Origin of the sequence: uncultured Kocuria sp. (assembly GCF_947500125.1) — a bacterium.
Lineage (GTDB): Bacteria > Actinomycetota > Actinomycetes > Actinomycetales > Micrococcaceae > Kocuria.
On record NZ_CANMRA010000002.1, the window covers coordinates 137,774 to 153,431 of the forward strand.

Genomic DNA, 15,658 nt, shown 5'->3' on the forward strand with positions numbered 1-15,658 from the left:
GCGGGCCCGGGGCGTCGAAGCACGACGGCGGCCCCCGGCTCGTGGGGGCCGCCGTGTCGCCGAGTGCTGCGTGCCGCTCAGACGTTGAGCTTGAACAGCCGGTCGAACGGGGTGCCCACGGCCTGGCGGGCGCGCTCCACGGACGCCTCGTCGGGGGCGTTGTAGAAGCACAGGCACTTGGCGGTGTCCTCGCGCACGTAGGTGCGCAGGAAGGAGACCTCCGGGACCTCGGCGTACTTCGGGGAGTTGGCCTTCTTGCGCGCCAGGTACTGCTCCATGGTGATCTCCGCGGGGATGTCCCACTCCACCAGGTACTGCGCGTCGCCCCTGAGCTTCTTGATGTCCTCGAGCTCGGCGCCCACGAGGCGGACGGCGTCGGGGCCGGTCACCTCCGTGGCGGCGTCCCCGGCGGCGGTGCGCACCGTCGGGGCGAGGCCCTCGTCGCTGTCGGCCTCGACGATCACGAACACCCGTCCGTGATCGGCGGTGACCTGGGACTCGATGAACTCGGCGCCCGCCGCGGAGACGGCCTCGGAGACCGTGGCGATGAGCTGGGTCACGGCGTCCTTGGACGCGGAGGCGGGAACGATCTCGAGCAGGTGGAGAGACATGGGGTTCCTTCCGGGGAGGGGACGGGGCGACGGCGTCGGGGCCGGTCGGGCACTGATTCCAGGCTAGGCTCCTGCCTCCGGGACGTCGCGGAAATCGTCACACTTCGCAACATCGGGCTCTTCCGCCGCTCATCCTGGCCCCAAGGGTTCCCCAGGTGGACAATGCGCCCCGGCCCGCCCTGCCCGGGGTGGTGCGGGGACCTGCCGTCCCCGGGGCCGCTACCCTGGGGGCGTGCGCGCGGAAGAGCTGAACCGGTCCGTCCAGGACTGCCTGAAGACCGTCTGGCTGGCCCAGGAGTGGTCCTCGGACGCCGTGACCACCACCGGGCTCGCCCAGCGGCTGGGCCTGTCCCCGTCCACGGTGTCGGAGGCCGTCACGAAGCTCACGGCCCAGGGCCTGCTGAGCCGTCCCGCCCAGAGCGGGATCGTCCTCACCGACCGGGGCCGGGACGTCGCCGTCCAGATGGTCCGGCGGCACCGGATCCTCGAGGCGTTCCTCACCGGCAGCCTCGGCTACGGGTGGGACGAGGTGCACGAGGAGGCCGAGGTGCTCGAGCACGCCGTGAGCGAGAAGTTCGTCGCGCGGCTGGAGGCCCTCCTGGGGCACCCGGAGCGGGACCCGCACGGCGACCCGATCCCGCGCCGGGACGGCACCGTGCCGTCCGCCCCGGCCGTGCTCCTGGCGGACGTCCCGCCGGGCAGCCCCGTGGTGGTGGCCCGGGTCTCGGACGCGGACCCGGGGGTGCTGCGCCGGCTCGGGACCGCCGGCATCCGGCCCGGCACGGAGCTCGTCCCCGGCGAGCACCGGCCCCGCGCGGTCCCCGTGGTGGTGGGCGGGGACGTCGTCGAGGTCGACGTCCTGGCCGCGGAGGCGGTCTGGGTCCGGCCGCGGGACCGTCCCGGACCGCCTCCGGGCCCCGTCAGGAGATGACGCCGTCCACCAGGGCCTTGGCCTCCTGCTGGACCTGCTTCAGGTGCTCCTCGCCGAGGAAGGACTCCGCGTAGATCTTGTAGACGTCCTCCGTGCCCGACGGGCGGGCCGCGAACCACGCGTTCTTCGTGGTGACCTTCAGCCCACCGATCGCCGCGCCGTTGCCCGGGGCGTTGGTCAGCTTCGCCGTGATCTGCTCGCCGGCGAGGGTGTCCGCCTCCACCTGGGCCGGGGAGAGCTTCTTCAGGGCGGCCTTCTGCGCCCGGTTCGCCGGGGCGTCGATGCGCTGGTAGACGGGGGCGCCGAACTGCTCGGTGAGCTCCGTGTAGCGCTGGGAGGGGGTCTTCCCGGTGCGGGCCGTGATCTCCGCGGCCAGCAGCGCCAGGATGATCCCGTCCTTGTCGGTGGACCACACGGAGCCGTCCCGGCGCAGGAAGGACGCGCCCGCGGACTCCTCGCCGCCGAAGCCGATCGAGCCGTCCATCAGCCCGGGCACGAACCACTTGAAGCCCACCGGCACCTCCACGAGCTCGCGGCCCAGGGAGGCCGCCACCCGGTCGATGATCGAGGAGGACACCAGGGTCTTGCCGACCCCGGCCTCCGGGGACCAGCCGGTGCGCTCGCGGAAGAGGTAGTCGATCGCCACCGCGAGGTAGTGGTTGGGGTTCATCAGGCCCGCGTCCGGGGTCACGATGCCGTGGCGGTCCGTGTCGGCGTCGTTGCCGGTGGCGATGTCGTACTTGTCGCGGTTGCCGATGAGCGAGGCCATGGCGGAGGGGGAGGAGCAGTCCATCCGGATCTTCTCGTCCCAGTCGAGGGTCATGAACGCCCACTGGGGGTCCACATGCGGGTTCACCACGGTCATGTTCAGCCCGAAGCGCTGGGCGATCTCGCCCCAGTAGGCCACGGAGGCCGAGCCCATGGGGTCGGCACCGATGTGCAGCCCGGAGTCGCGGATCACGTCGAGGTCGACCACCTCCGGGAGCGTCCGCACGTACTCCTCGAGGAAGTCGTAGGCGCCGGTGGTCTCCGCCGCCCGCGCCCGGTCCAGGGGCACCCTGCGGACCCCCGCCATGCCGTTCTCCAGGAACTGGTTGGCGCGCTGGGCGATCCACTCGGTGGCGTCGGTGTCCGCGGGGCCGCCGTTGGGCGGGTTGTACTTGAAGCCGCCGTCGGAGGGCGGGTTGTGCGACGGGGTGATGACGATGCCGTCGGCCATCCCCTCCGCCCGCCCCGCATTGTGGGTCAGGATCGCGTGGGACAGCGCCGGGGTGGGCACGTAGCCGTCCCGGGAGTCCAGCAGGACGGTCACGCCGTTGGCGGCCAGCACCTCGAGCGCGGTGTCCTGGGCGGGCCCGGACAGGGCGTGGGTGTCCTTGCCCATGAACAGCGGGCCCGTGATCCGCTGGCCGGCGCGGTACTCCACGATGGCCTGCGTGATGGCCGCGATGTGCTGCTCGTTGAACGAGGCCTTGAGGGACGAGCCGCGGTGCCCGGACGTGCCGAAGGCCACGCGCTGGTCCGGGTCCGACGGGTCGGGGGCGACATCGGTGTAGGCGTCGAGGAGCTTGCCGAGGTCGACGAGGTCACTGGGTTGGGCGACGGTGCCCGCACGGTTGGTCATGGCGCCCAACCTACCGCCGGGCGGTGGGCGCGTGGGGACTGGCACGCGATCGGGTCGCCAGGTTTCGTGCTCCGCGACGGGCGGACGAGGGCCGCGCGGGGGCTGGAGGAATCGCGGCCGGTGGGACAGGATGAGGACACCAGCCAGGGCAGGACCGAACGAGGGGACCGACACCATGAGCAACGCACCCGACGAGACGACCGAGGGCTCGGGCAAGGGCCCGGAGGGCACCGTCCCGGACAACGAGCAGGGCATCGGGCTCACCGCCGACGAGAACGCGACCGGTTTCGAGCCCGAGGAGGACCCCGAGGCGGCCACCGAGCCGGGCGACGACCCCGGGACGGACGAGGAGGCCCTGGGCCACTCCTGATGTGCACTGGCTCCCGGGCGACTCCGGAGCCACTGCATGGCCTCTAGACCGCGGGGCGGGGCCCGGGGAGGCCCCGGTCCTCGAGCTGGGCGACGACGGCGAGCAGCTGCGCCTCCGCGCTGGGACGGCCGATGAGCTGGACGCCCATGGGCACGACCGGCCCGTCGTCGTCGCCCGCCGGGCGGGTCCACAGCGTCGGGACGGTCACCGCGGGCAGGCCCACGACGTTCACGACCGAGGTCCACGGCGTGTACCCGCACTGGCGCCGGTAGTCCTGCTCCGCGCCCGCGGGGTCCGCGAGGTCGAAGCCCTCCCAGTACCAGCCCAGCGGACGCGGAGTCATGGCGAGCGCGGGCGTCAGGACCACGTCCCAGGCGCCGTACGCCCGCACCACGTCCTGCTCGACGCGGCGCAGGACGTTCACGGCCCGCGCCAGCTCGACCGCGGACCGGCGCAGGGCGCGGGCCCGGAACTCGCCCGCGAGCCCGGTCAGCCTCCCGGCCTGGTCCTCGTCGAGGGGCGCGGTGCCCATCGAGGTGGTCCACACGTCGAAGAACGCACCGGGGTACTCGGGGTCGTAGGACAGTTCGGCCTCCTCGACCTCGTGCCCGGCGGCCCGCAGCCGGGCGACACCGGCCTCGAGGGCGGCGCGCGCCTCCGGGGAGACCTCCACGTCCTGGACGGCGTCGAAGGGGGAGGCGGTGCTCACCCCGATCCGCAGCGGCCGGTCCCCCCACGGGAGGTCGCCCCGCCGGGCCGCGCGCACGCCGTCGAGGAACGACCCCTGCGGGGCGGCGCGGACCGCCCGCCGCACCACGTTGCCGTGCGCCGGGCCGGGCGCGGGGGAGCACAGGACGTCGAGCAGCAGCGCCGCGTCCTCGGCCGTGTGGGCGAGGGGCCCGTGGACCACCAGCTGGGCGGCGTCCGACTGTGCGTCCGCGGTGGGCACCCGGCCGCGGTTGGGCTTGAGCCCGACCAGTCCGCACGCCGCCGCCGGGATGCGCACCGATCCTCCGCCGTCGGAGCCCGGCGCCACCGGGAGCAGACCCGCCGCCACGGCCGCCGCCTGGCCGCCCGAGGACCCGCCGGCCCCCGTCGACGGGTCGTACGGGTTCCGGGCGGGCGGGGCCACGAGGTTCTCGGAGTAGCAGTCGAGGCCGAACTCGGGCACCTGGGTCTTGCCCAGGAACACGGCGCCGGTCGCGCTCAGCACGGCCGCGAGGTCGTCGTCGGTCTCCGCCACGGGCGCGCCCCCGCGCTGACCGGCCACCGCGGCGGAACCGTAGGTGGTGGGCATGCCCGCGACGTCGTGCAGGTCCTTCAGCGCGAGCGGCACGCCGTGCAGCGGTCCGCGCGCGGCCCCGGGAGGCAGCGCGTCGAGCGCGCGCGCCCGGGCGAGGGCGAGGTCCGCGGCCACGTGGACGAACGCCCCCAGCGCCGGGTTGCGCTCCTCGATCCTGGCCAGGAAGTGCTCGGCGGTCTCGACCGCACGCAGTTCTCCGCGCGCCAGCGCGTCCCGCAGCTGCACGGCGCTGAGGTCTCCGATCGGGGTCACGGCGGCTCCTGTCCGAAGGTCGCGCGGCTCCCGTCCGGGTCCGCGGGGCGCTGGGCCCAGGCTAGTAGGCTGACGGCTGTCCGGAAGCGCCCGGGCCCCCCTGGTTCCCCGGCCCCGCAGGAGATCCCCGTGCCGACAGCCCGTGCGCCCCGTCCCGCGGTGACCCGCGCCGCGGTGGCCGTCCTGCTCCTGGCCCTCACCGGCTGCTCCTCCGCGGAGCGGGAGTCCGCGGCCGGCGCCGGGCCGGAGGATCCGGCGGCCGTCGCCACGAGCGCCCCCACGAGCGCCCCCACGGCCTCCGGCGACGCGTCGGTCGCCACCGTCCGGCAGACGTGCGCCCGCGTGCTGGAGACCGTGCGCGCCGCCCCGCAGCAGCTGCGGGACGATCCCGCGGGACTGTTCGCCGAGGTCGACGAGCTGGCCGCCACCGCCCCGGACGAGCTGTCCGGGCAGCTCACCTCCGTCCGTGAGGCCGTCGCCGGCTTCCGGCAGGGCGAACGCTCCTTCATCAGCGTGGTCCAGGAGGTCAGAGGCCTGCAGGAGCGCTGCTCCGGCTGACCTCCCACCGTGCCGAGAGGTCGCGTTCGGCACTCCTGGGGCGCGAGGGGTCGCGTTCGGCGCTCCTGGGGCTCGAGGGGTCGCGTTCGGCACTCCTGGGGCTCGAGGGGTCGCGTTCGGCACTCCTGGGGCTCGAGGGGTCGTGTTCGGCACTCCAGGGGTGCGAGGGGTCGCGTTCGGTGGGACTCGGTGGCGCGGAGGGTCCGGAAGCGACCCGTCGGTGATGGAGGCGTGCAGAACCCGCCCCCTCGCCGTGAAGGGGCTGAAGGATGCAGAGCGGCGCAACCGCACTCCACCGGGGCGAGATGACGGTCCGGGAGGGCAGATTGCACCACTCCATGTGCTCGAGCCGTCCTCCGCCCGTCCACGGCGATCAGGCTCTCGCCATGAGACACCCCGGACCCCTGCCGCCCGAGCTCCGTGGAATCGGCTTCTCACGTCAGGAGGCCCTCGCACTGGGCGTCGCGGAGCACCGGCTCCGTGACTCCGACCTCACCAGTCCCGTCGGCAGGGGAGTGCGAGTCCCCACCGGCTGTCCTGCTCCTCTGCTGGAAGCGGCACGGGCACTGACCCGCCGGTATCCGGGGACGGTGATCAGCCACCGCTCCGCGGCGCTGCTCCACCGGATGCGGGTTCCTGCCCGCTGGCAGCGGTCCTCGGAGCTGTGGCTCTCGCGCGCCGACAACTCGAGGGCCCTGAGGCGGCCCGGCGTCGTCTGCCGGAGGGGATGCCACGGTCCGCACGAGGTGGTCCGTGTCCACGGGGTGGCCGTCACGTCACCGGTGCGCACGTTCCTGGACGTCTGCGCCGAGCTCACGGTGACGGAGGCAGTGGTGCTCGCCGACGGACTGGTCGACGCCCACCGTTACGGGATCCGCCGGGCCGTGGCCGCGGTGTGCCGACCGGACGAGCTCGAGACCGGAGTGCGGGAGCACGCCGGGCGGCGTGGCATCCGCACGGCCCGCGCAGCGGTCGAACGGATGCGGGTGGGGTCTGACTCGCCCGGCGAGACACGGCTGCGGCTGCTGCTCGAGGACCACGGGATCCGGGGACTGGTGCTCGACCATCCTCTGCTGGGGTCCGACGGGACGCTGCTGGCGCAGCCCGACCTGGCCCTGGAGAGCCACCGGCTCAGCCTGCAGTACGAGGGTGCCCACCACGACCGGGCGGAGCAGCGAGTGGTGGACATCAGGCGGTTGCGGGCCACGGAGTCGGCCGGGTGGCGGGAGCTCCGGATCTGCGCCCACGACCTGCACCGGCACACGACGACGACGCGGGGCCGGGTGCCGGTGGCGGTCGCCCTGGTGTGGGAGGCCATGGGCATCGCGCACCGCCTGTGAGGGGCCGAGTCGAGGGGCGAGGGGTCGCAACCGGCCGCCCGCAGCGCCGAGGGGGCCCGTCCGGTCGGAATGTGACGGTCCGACCGTGCGAACGAGACCCCTCGGCGGGAGGGTGGTGCTGAACGAGACCCCTCGATGCTCGTTCAGGCCGCTGCGGTGCGGACGGCCCGCGCGAGCACCCGCAGGCCGTCGCGCAGCAGGTCCTCGCCGATGACGAGCGGAGGCAGCAGGCGCACGATGTTGCCGAAGGTTCCGCAGGTCAGGATGATGACGCCCTGGGCGAGGCACTCCGCGGCGATCGCCCTGGCCGCGTCGGCGTCGGGCTCCGTGCCGCCGGGGCGGACGAACTCGAGCGCCATCATGGCCCCGCGGCCGCGGATCTCGCCCACGATGCCGGTCTCCTCGGCCACCGGGGCCAGCTCCTCGCGGATGATCTCCTCGACCCGGCGGGCGCGGGCGACGAGGTCCCACTCCTCGATGGTCTGCAGCGCACCCAGGGCGGCGGCGCAGGCCACGGGGTTGCCGCCGTAGGTGCCGCCGAGGCCGCCGGCGTGCACGGAGTCCATGATCTCGGCGCGGCCGACCACGCCGGACAGCGGCATGCCGCCGGCCACGCCCTTGGCCACGGTGATCAGGTCGGGGACGACGCCCTCGTGGTCCACGGCGAACCACTCGCCGGTGCGCGCGATGCCGGACTGCACCTCGTCGACGACGAACACGGCGCCGTTGTCGGTGCACCACTCGGACAGTGCGGGCAGGAAGCCGTCGGCCGGCACGATGAACCCGCCCTCGCCCTGGATGGGCTCGATCACGACGGCGGCCACGTTCTGCGCGCCGACCTGCTTCTCCACCTGGAACAGCGCGCGGCGGGCGGCCTCGGCGCCGGTCATGCCCTCCGGGTCCCGGAACGGGTAGGACACGGGCACGCGGTAGACCTCGCCGGCGAACGGGCCGAAGCCCTGCTTGTAGGGCATCACCTTGGCGGTCATCGCGAGGGTCATGTTGGTGCGGCCGTGGTAGGCGTGGTCGAACACGACGACGGCCTGGCGGCCGGTGTGCACGCGGGAGATCTTCACGGCGTTCTCGACGGCCTCGGAGCCGGAGTTGAACAGTGCCGCCTTCTTCGGGTGGTCGCCGGGGGAGAGCTCGGCGAGCTTCTCCGCGACGGCCACGTAGCCCTCGTACGGGGTGACCATGAAGCAGGTGTGCGTGAAGTGCGCCACGGCCTCCTGCACCTTGGCGACCACGGCGGGGGCGGAGCCGCCCACGGTGGTCACGGCGATGCCGGAGCCGAGGTCGACGAGCTGGTTGCCGTCGACGTCGAGCACGATCCCGCCGTCGACGTCCGCGGCGTAGGCGGGCACGGACGAGGCGACTCCGGAGGCGACGGCCGCGGCACGCCGCTCGGACAGCTCGCGGGACGTCGGGCCCGGGAGGGCTCCGTCGACGCGGCGGACCTGCTCGAGGCGGTACTGGATCTCGGTCACGGCGAGATCTCCTTTCGGTGGGGAAGAGGGTGGGACGGTGGGGACGGGGACTGCGGGGACGGGACGGTGGGGACGGGGACGTCGAGCGGGCGTGCCCCGGCACGGGACGGCGGTCGCCGCAGCTGCCTGCGACGACCGCCGTCCCGTGGCGGGGAGCGCGGGTCAGGGCCTCAGGCGGGGGTGCCCGCGCCGCTGACGGGGACGTTGCTCCAGGGGTTCTCCACGCCGATGTACTGGGTGGTGGTGTACTCGTGCAGGCCCTCGGCGCCGCCCTCGCGGCCCAGGCCGGACTGCTTGACGCCGCCGAACGGGGCGGCGGCGTTGGAGATCACCCCGACGTTGAGGCCCATCAGGCCGAACTCGATGCGGTCGCCGATGCGCAGGCCGCGGGAGATGTTCTCGGTGAACACGTAGGAGGCCAGGCCGTACTCGGTGGAGTTGGCCAGGGCCACGGCCTCGTCCTCGTCCTTGAACGTCACGACCGGCGCCACGGGGCCGAAGATCTCCTCGGTCACCGCGCGGGCGTCGACGGGGACGTCGCGCAGGAGGGTCGGCTCGAAGAAGTAGCCGGGCCCGTCCACGCGCTTGCCGCCGACGACGACCTTCGCCCCGCGCTCGACGGCGTCGGTGACGAACTCCTCGACGGAGTCGCGGGCCTTGGCCTCGACCATCGGGCCCACGGTCACCCCGTCGTCGACGCCGTTGCCCACGGTGAGCGCGGCCATCTTCGCGGCCATCTTCTCGACGAACTCGTCGACGACCGACTCGTGCACCAGCAGCCGGTTGGCGGCCGTGCAGGCCTCGCCCATGTTGCGCATCTTCGCGGCCATCGCCCCGGCCACGGCCTTGTCGATGTCGGCGTCCTCGAAGACGATCAGCGGCCCGTTGCCGCCGAGCTCCATGGAGGTGCGCAGCACGTTGTCGGTGGCCAGCTTCATCAGCTGCTTGCCCACCGGCGTGGAGCCGGTGAAGGAGACCTTGCGCAGCCGCGGGTCGGCCATGATCGGCTCGGACACGGAAGAGGCGGACTTGGAGGAGACGACGTTGAGCACGCCGGCCGGCAGACCGGCGTCCAGCATGAGCTGGGCGAAGTACTGGGAGGTGAGCGGGGTGAGCCGGGCGGGCTTGAGCACCATGGTGCAGCCGGCGGCCACGGCCGGGGCGACCTTGCGGGTGGCCATCGCCAGCGGGAAGTTCCACGGGGTGATCAGCAGGCACGGGCCCACGGGCTTGTGGGTCACCAGCATCCGGAGGTTGCCCTCGGGGGTGTCCAGGTAGCGGCCGTAGTCGCGCACGGCCTCCTCGGCGAACCAGCGCAGGAACTCCCCGCCGTACTTGACCTCACCGGCGGCCTCGGCCAGCGGCTTGCCCATCTCCAGGGTCATCAGCAGCGCGAGGTCCTCGGCGCGCTCCTGCACGAGGTCGAAGGCGCGCCGCAGGATCTCCGAGCGCTCCCGGGCCGGGGTGCGGGCCCAGGACTCCTGGGCGTCGGCGGCGGCGTCCATCGCGGCCTGGGAGTCCTCCCGGGTGGCCGAGGCCATGGTCGCGAGGACCTCGCCGGTGGCCGGGTTCTCCACCTCGAAGGTGGCCCCGTCCGAGGCGTCGCGCCACTGGCCGTTGATCAGCAGCCCCGTGGGGGTCTTGGCCAGGACCGCCTCGATGCGGTCCTGCATGCCGGTGGCCGCGGGGGCCTTGTCCGTGGTGCTCATGTATCAGCCTCTCTTCGTCGACGCGCACCACGCCACCGGGCGCCGGTGCCGCTGCGCTGCGTCAAGGGGTTCGTCGGACGGGCGGGCGACAGCACTGGGCCCGCCCGTCCATCGTAGGGCTCCGGGCGGGCTTCCCCGCGGGGAAGCCGTCACCGTGTGACGTCGGGCCGGGGCGGAGCCGGTGCCCAGGGCCGCCGCGGTCCCTCGACAGCTTCAGGCTAGCGCCGAAGGGACCCAGCAGGATGCTGAACTTTTGCGGGGGTGTTGTGCACAGTGCACAGGGGTGACGACGGCGGACTACGGCGCGGACCGGTCGGGCCGTTCGGAGAGGCGCAGGGCGATCCACAGCTCCGCGCGCAGCTGCGGGTCGTCGACGGACCGGCCGAGCACCTCCTCGATCGCCTGCAGTCGCTGCTGCAGGGTGTTGCGGTGGATCCCCAGGGCCTCGGCCGTCCCACTCCGGTTGCCGTTGTGCGCGAGGAACGTGCGCAGCAGGGGCAGCCGCCCGGCCCGGTCGACGGGGCGCAGCAGCTGCCGGGCCCAGGCTCGGGCCGCCTCCGGGGGCAGCAGGCCGGCGACGCCGCCCGCCACGAGGTCGTCCCACGTGCCGACGCGCTGCCGGTCCGTCGTGCGCTCCAGGGCCTCGCGGGCCTCCCGGTCGCTCGCGTCCGTCTCGTGCACGGCCGACGGGCCGCCGATGCCGGCCCGCAGTCCCGAGGCCTCGGCGGCGGCGCGCACCTCGGCGAGCCGCTCCGGGAGGTCCTCCAGCAGGACCGCGGCGGTCTGCTCGCCGGACGGCTCCGTGGCCGGTGCCCCGACGAGCACGGGTCGGGTGCCGTGGGTGCTGCCCGACTCGAGCCGCCGCACGCCGTCCCGGAGCTGCTCGGCGCCGCCGAGCAGGCGGGCCACCCGCACCCGGGGGACCGTCGACCACGTCGTGTCGTCCGCCACCTCCAGCAGCGCGTCCGCCGACCGCACCTCGCCGTTGAGCAGGAGGGCGAGGGCCCCCGCCCGGACCCGGCGGCGGAACAGCGCCTGCTCCGCGGCGCGCTCCGCGTGCAGCGAGAGCAGGGCCACCGCGGTGGCGATCACGCCGGTCCGGACGGGATCGACCGCACCGGGCAGGGACACCACGAGGTAGCTCTGGGGGACGCCGTCCACCCCGAGGGGATGGACGACCACCGCGCCCGCCGGGCCGGACTCGCTCAGGGACCCGCGCAGCCCGGCCGGACGCAGCCGGTCGAGGAGGTCGGGGAGCGTCCGGCCCGGGGGCAGCTCGGGCAGCCCGGGGCCGGAGCGCTCCACGATCCGGGCGTCCGCCGTGCACACCCCCGCCCATCCGCCGCCGAGCACCGCCACCAGCGTGCGGATCACCCGGGCCGGGCCGTTGCGCCCCACGGCCGCCCGCGTCAGGCTCCGCTGCTCCGACAGCATCGCCTCGAGGGCGGTGCGCGCCTCGGCCGCCCGCATCTCGGCGGCGGCGCGGATGATGCCCAGGAAGGGCGTGCGCTCGGGCACCCGGAACAGGGTCAGCCCGGCGTCCCGGCACGCGGCGGCGAGGGCGTCCGGCACACGGAGGTAGGACAGCTGCCGGCCCACACCCAGGCCCAGCGCCACCACGCCCCGGTCCGTGAGCCGGCCGACGTACTCCGTCCAGGAGTGCTCCCGGGCGGAGGTGTGGATGCCGGTCAGCAGCAGGACCTCACCGCCCTCGAGGTACGGGGTGGGGTCGGCGAGCTCGCTGGTCACCACCCAGCTCACGGGCAGATCGGTGGCCGCCTCGACGACGGGCTCCAGCCCGAGCCCGGGGAGGCCGAGCACCTGGGTGACCGTGACCATGGGCAGTCCTCCTCCTCTGCGGTGGCCTCTGTGGTGGCCTCCTGTGGTGGCCTCCTGTGGTGGCCTCTGTGGTGGCGTCTGCGGCAACCTCTTCAGCGGCGCGCCGGGGACAGCCTAGGGAAGCGGTTCCCGGCGCGCCGACGGGCTCAGCCCTGCTGCCGGCGGCGCTCGACCTCGGCGACGAGCCGGTGCTCGGCGTCGGGGCCCGGCCGGATCCCGGTGGGGATGCGCAGCAGGAACACGAGCCCGAGCAGCCACCACACCCCGAAGATCGTCCAGGCGGGCGCGCTCAGGAAGGCGGGCATGCCGGGCAGGTACAGGCTGATGAGGGCGAGGCACAGGATCACCGAGAGCACGCCGATCGCCGTGCCGCCGTGGCTGCGGCCGCCGATCCGGAAGGGGCGTTCCATGCCGGGCTCGCGTCGGCGCAGGATCACGAAGACCACCGAGACCAGGGCGTAGGCGATCACGATGGACGGGGACCCGGAGTCCACGAGCCAGCCGAGCATCTCCGCGCCGAAGAACGGCGCCACGAAGGACACGGCGCCCACGAAGAGCAGGGCGTTGGCGGGGGTGCCGTACTTCGGGTGCAGGCGGCCGAACCACCGCGGCACCATCCGGGTGTTGCCGAGCGCCCACAGCAGGCGGGACGCGCCCATGAGGAGGGAGTTCCAGGAGGTGAGGATGCCGGCGAGACCGCCGGCGATGAGGAGGTTGGCCACGACCGTGCTGTCGAAGGCGGAGCCCATGGCGTCGGCCACGGCGATGTCCGCGCCGGAGAGGTCCTCGGCGGACATGGACGCGGAGGTGGTGAGCACGACCATCACGTACCACGCGGCGGCGAGGAGCACGGAGATGATGATGGTGCCCCCGAGCTTCTTCGGCGGCAGGTGCATCTCCTCGGAGACCTGGGGGATGACGTCGAAGCCGACGAACAGGAACGGGACGGTCACGAGCACGAGGAAGAAGCCCGCGGTGCCGGGGGTGAAGAACGGCTCCATGGTGGCCGCGGAGCCCTCGGTGAACGCGCCGAAGAGCATCATGAGCCCCACGATCAGCAGGAAGAGGATCACGAAGATCTGCACCACGGAGGCGTGCTTGACGCCCCGGATGTTGATCCCGGTGATCAGGACGGCGGTCAGCGCCCCCACCAGCGCCCAGGTCAGGTTCACCTCGAAGCCGGCCACCGTCCACAGCGGGATCTGGCTCAGGCCGGGGAAGATGTACTGCGCGGTGCGCGGCACCGCGACGGCCTCGAAGGCCACGATGGTGATGTAGCCGCCCGTGATGGCCCAGGAGCCCACGAACGCCCAGCGCGCGCCCATGCCGCGCAGGAGGTAGTTGTGCTCCCCGCCGGCGTACGGCATGGCGGCGACGAGCTCGCCGTAGACGAGTCCCACGACGGCCATGATGAGCCCGCCGGTGACGAGGGCCAGCACGGCGCCCATGGTGCCGGCCTCGGCGAGCCACTCGCCGGTGAGGATGACCCAGCCGAAGCCGATCATCGCGCCGAAGCCGAGGGCGATCGCGTCGAGGCGGCCCAGGACCTTCTTGAAGCCGTGGTCCTCGCGGTCCGGGGCCTCGGGCCCCGCGCTGCGGGGTTCGATGGTGCTCATGGGAGTTCTTCCTTCTGTCGAGGACACCGCGACGAGGTGCCTGGTCCGAGCTGCCGCACGGCACTCCCGGCGGCGAGGGCACAATTTATACAGGGATTGTTTCGTTTCTGTGTGCCGCCTGGAAGTCGGAGGGGGCGAACGCCCGCGGCGAACGGCGCGGCGGCCGTCTCCCCGGGCAGGGGCGATCGGTGGGACCCTTGGCGGCGGGTCCCCGTCCGTGGTCTGCTGGTGCCGAGTCTCCACCGTCCCCGCGACCGAAGGACCGCCATGCGCAAACTGATCAACGACCCCGCCGACGTGGTCGAGGACCTCATCACCGGGCTCACCGCCCGCAATCGCGAGCTCGCCCGGGTGACCGGCCGGCCCGTCGTCGTGCGGGCGCAGCGGGCGGACGGGAAGGTGGCGCTCATCTCCGGCGGGGGCTCCGGGCACGAACCCGCCCACGCCGGTTTCGTGGGCCGCGGCATGCTCGACGCCGCCGTCTGCGGACCGGTGTTCACCTCCCCGTCGGTGGACGCCGTGCAGGCGGCGCTGCAGGCGGTCGGCGAGGACCGGGACGTGCTGCTCGTCGTGAAGAACTACACCGGGGACCGCCTGAACTTCGGGCTGGCCGCGGAGACCGCGCAGGCCGCCGGGCAGACCGTGGCCACGGTCGTCGTGGCCGACGACGTCGCCCTGGGCGACTCCGCCGGCGCGGGCCGCCGCGGGGTCGGCGGCACGGTGCTCGTGCACAAGATCGCCGGTGCGGCCGCCGAGGCCGGCCGCGGGGTCGCAGAGATCCAGGACCTGGTCGAGCAGTTCCTGCCGGGGATGGGCACCATGGGTCTCGCCCTGGGCCCGAGCCTCGCCCCCGGGGCCGAGGACACCAACTTCGACCTCGGTCACGACGAGGTGGAGTGGGGGCTGGGCATCCACGGTGAACCGGGCCTGGAGCGCGGCACCGCCGACTCCGCCCGGTACGTCGCCTCCCGGCTGGTCGACACCGTCGTGGCGGACCGGGGACTGCGCGAGGGGGATCCTGTCGTCGTGCTGGTCAACGGGCTGGGGGCCACGCCGCCGCTGGAGCTGGAGATCCTCGCGGGCGAGGTGCTCACGGCGGCCCGGCGGCACGGGCTCGACGTGCGCCTGTGCTGGTCCGGGACCCTCCTGACCAGCCTGGACATGCCCGGTGCCTCGGTCACGCTGGCCCGGGTGGACGACGAGCTGCTGGAGCTGCTGAGCGCCGGCAGCGACGCCCCCGGATGGATCGCCCCCACGGTCCCGGCCGGGTCCCCGCGCGAGACCGCCGTGGACCTGCCCGACCCGCTGGCGGACCTGGCCGGCGCCGAGCCGGTGGCCCCCGCCGTGCTCGACGCGCTGTGGCGCGCCGTGGACGCGGTCGAGGAGGCGGAGCCGCGGCTGACCGAGCTCGACCGGAAGGTCGGGGACGGGGACCTGGGCACCAACCTCGCCCGGGGGGCGCGGGCCCTGCGGGCGCACCGGGAGCAGCTGGGCGCGGCCCCGGACCTGCGGACCTGGTTCCGGGCCGTCGCCCAGCTCCTGCAGGACGAGGTCGGGGGCACCTCCGGGCCGCTCTACTCGTTGTTCGTCCTGGCCCTCGGCGAGGCCTTCGAGCCCGGGGAGCGGCAGGTCCGGCCCGAAGCCCTCGCCGCAGGGTTCCAGGACGCCGTGGCCCGCCTGCAGGAGCTCGGCGGCGCCCGGGTGGGGGACTCCACCATGATGGACGCGCTCCTCCCCGCCGCCGGGACCCTGGCCGGGGTCCCGGCCGGGGAGCTCGCCCCGCACCGGATCGCCCCCCGGCTCCTGGCCCGTGCCGAGGAGGGGACGGCGGCCACGACCGGGGTGGTGGCCGGACTCGGTCGCTCCAGCTACGTGGGGGAGCGGGCCGTCGGCACCCCGGACCCCGGCGCGGTGGCCGTCACCGTCTGGCTCGAGGCCGTCCTGCGCCCGTGGTCGGGCGGCTGACCCGCGACCCGGCCGCGACGCCCCCGGACTAGGCTGGTCACCGCAGACCGACC

The 15,658-nt window shown here is 74.1% G+C and carries 12 protein-coding genes; 5 read left to right on the plus strand and 7 right to left on the minus strand.

Annotated features, from left to right (window positions below):
- Positions 1-77: 77 nt before the first annotated feature.
- A complete protein-coding gene (locus Q0817_RS01935; protein WP_298583318.1) occupies positions 78-611 on the minus strand; it encodes a DUF4242 domain-containing protein in 534 nt (177 codons plus the stop codon).
- Positions 612-843: 232 nt separating this feature from the next.
- Here Q0817_RS01935 and Q0817_RS01940 point away from each other — a divergent pair, with 232 nt between their 5' ends.
- On the plus strand, positions 844-1,542 hold the full coding sequence (locus tag Q0817_RS01940) for a metal-dependent transcriptional regulator (protein ID WP_298583320.1): 699 nt from the start codon (positions 844-846) through the stop codon (positions 1,540-1,542).
- Here Q0817_RS01940 and pgm read toward each other — a convergent pair.
- The gene (pgm, locus tag Q0817_RS01945; protein ID WP_298583322.1) at positions 1,532-3,166 is read right to left on the minus strand and encodes a phosphoglucomutase (alpha-D-glucose-1,6-bisphosphate-dependent); all 1,635 of its coding nucleotides are present in this window, start codon (positions 3,164-3,166) and stop codon (positions 1,532-1,534) included. The two genes, Q0817_RS01940 and pgm, sit on opposite strands and share 11 nt — an antisense overlap.
- 175 nt (positions 3,167-3,341) lie before the next feature.
- Between pgm and Q0817_RS01950 the strand changes: the two genes are divergently transcribed.
- Positions 3,342-3,536 (plus strand): hypothetical protein, encoded by a 195-nt coding sequence (locus Q0817_RS01950; protein ID WP_298583324.1) that lies wholly within the window; start codon positions 3,342-3,344, stop codon positions 3,534-3,536.
- A 43-nt stretch (positions 3,537-3,579) separates the two neighbouring features.
- Here the strand turns inward: Q0817_RS01950 and Q0817_RS01955 are convergent, their stop codons facing one another.
- Positions 3,580-5,091 (minus strand): amidase, encoded by a 1,512-nt coding sequence (locus tag Q0817_RS01955; protein ID WP_298583326.1) that lies wholly within the window; start codon positions 5,089-5,091, stop codon positions 3,580-3,582.
- Between the two features lie 129 nt (positions 5,092-5,220).
- Here Q0817_RS01955 and Q0817_RS01960 point away from each other — a divergent pair, with 129 nt between their 5' ends.
- On the plus strand, positions 5,221-5,649 hold the full coding sequence (locus Q0817_RS01960) for a hypothetical protein (protein WP_298583328.1): 429 nt from the start codon (positions 5,221-5,223) through the stop codon (positions 5,647-5,649).
- A gap of 386 nt (positions 5,650-6,035) precedes the next feature.
- On the plus strand, positions 6,036-6,989 hold the full coding sequence (locus Q0817_RS01965) for a hypothetical protein (protein ID WP_298583330.1): 954 nt from the start codon (positions 6,036-6,038) through the stop codon (positions 6,987-6,989).
- A 143-nt stretch (positions 6,990-7,132) separates the two neighbouring features.
- Here Q0817_RS01965 and gabT read toward each other — a convergent pair whose 3' ends face one another.
- From gabT to Q0817_RS01985, 4 genes are all read right to left on the minus strand, one after another.
- A complete protein-coding gene (gene gabT, locus Q0817_RS01970) occupies positions 7,133-8,476 on the minus strand; it encodes a 4-aminobutyrate--2-oxoglutarate transaminase (RefSeq protein WP_298583333.1) in 1,344 nt (447 codons plus the stop codon).
- 170 nt (positions 8,477-8,646) lie between these two features.
- Positions 8,647-10,185, minus strand: a complete 1,539-nt coding sequence (locus tag Q0817_RS01975) for an NAD-dependent succinate-semialdehyde dehydrogenase (RefSeq protein ID WP_298583335.1) — start codon at positions 10,183-10,185, stop codon at positions 8,647-8,649.
- A 297-nt stretch (positions 10,186-10,482) separates the two neighbouring features.
- Positions 10,483-12,024, minus strand: coding sequence for a PucR family transcriptional regulator (locus tag Q0817_RS01980; RefSeq protein WP_298583337.1), 1,542 nt, complete (start codon positions 12,022-12,024; stop codon positions 10,483-10,485).
- Positions 12,025-12,170: 146 nt separating this feature from the next.
- Complete coding sequence (locus tag Q0817_RS01985; protein WP_298583339.1) at positions 12,171-13,640, minus strand: APC family permease; 1,470 nt, start codon at positions 13,638-13,640, stop codon at positions 12,171-12,173.
- Between the two features lie 267 nt (positions 13,641-13,907).
- On the opposite strand from Q0817_RS01985, the gene Q0817_RS01990 reads away from it, so the two are divergent.
- Positions 13,908-15,605, plus strand: a complete 1,698-nt coding sequence (locus Q0817_RS01990; RefSeq protein ID WP_298583341.1) for a dihydroxyacetone kinase family protein — start codon at positions 13,908-13,910, stop codon at positions 15,603-15,605.
- The last annotated feature ends 53 nt before the right edge of the window (positions 15,606-15,658 follow it).

Bases quoted from the DNA above. Each gene is read 5' to 3' on its own strand.
- Q0817_RS01935 (WP_298583318.1), bottom strand. From the start codon at position 611: ATGTCTCTCCACCTGCTCGAGATCGTTCCCGCCTCCGCGTCCAAGGAC.
- pgm (WP_298583322.1), bottom strand. From the start codon at position 3,166: ATGACCAACCGTGCGGGCACCGTCGCCCAACCCAGTGACCTCGTCGAC.
- Q0817_RS01950 (WP_298583324.1), top strand. From the start codon at position 3,342: ATGAGCAACGCACCCGACGAGACGACCGAGGGCTCGGGCAAGGGCCCG.
- Q0817_RS01965 (WP_298583330.1), top strand. From the start codon at position 6,036: ATGAGACACCCCGGACCCCTGCCGCCCGAGCTCCGTGGAATCGGCTTC.
- Q0817_RS01975 (WP_298583335.1), bottom strand. From the start codon at position 10,185: ATGAGCACCACGGACAAGGCCCCCGCGGCCACCGGCATGCAGGACCGC.
- Q0817_RS01980 (WP_298583337.1), bottom strand. From the start codon at position 12,024: ATGGTCACGGTCACCCAGGTGCTCGGCCTCCCCGGGCTCGGGCTGGAG.
- Q0817_RS01985 (WP_298583339.1), bottom strand. From the start codon at position 13,640: ATGAGCACCATCGAACCCCGCAGCGCGGGGCCCGAGGCCCCGGACCGC.
- Q0817_RS01990 (WP_298583341.1), top strand. From the start codon at position 13,908: ATGCGCAAACTGATCAACGACCCCGCCGACGTGGTCGAGGACCTCATC.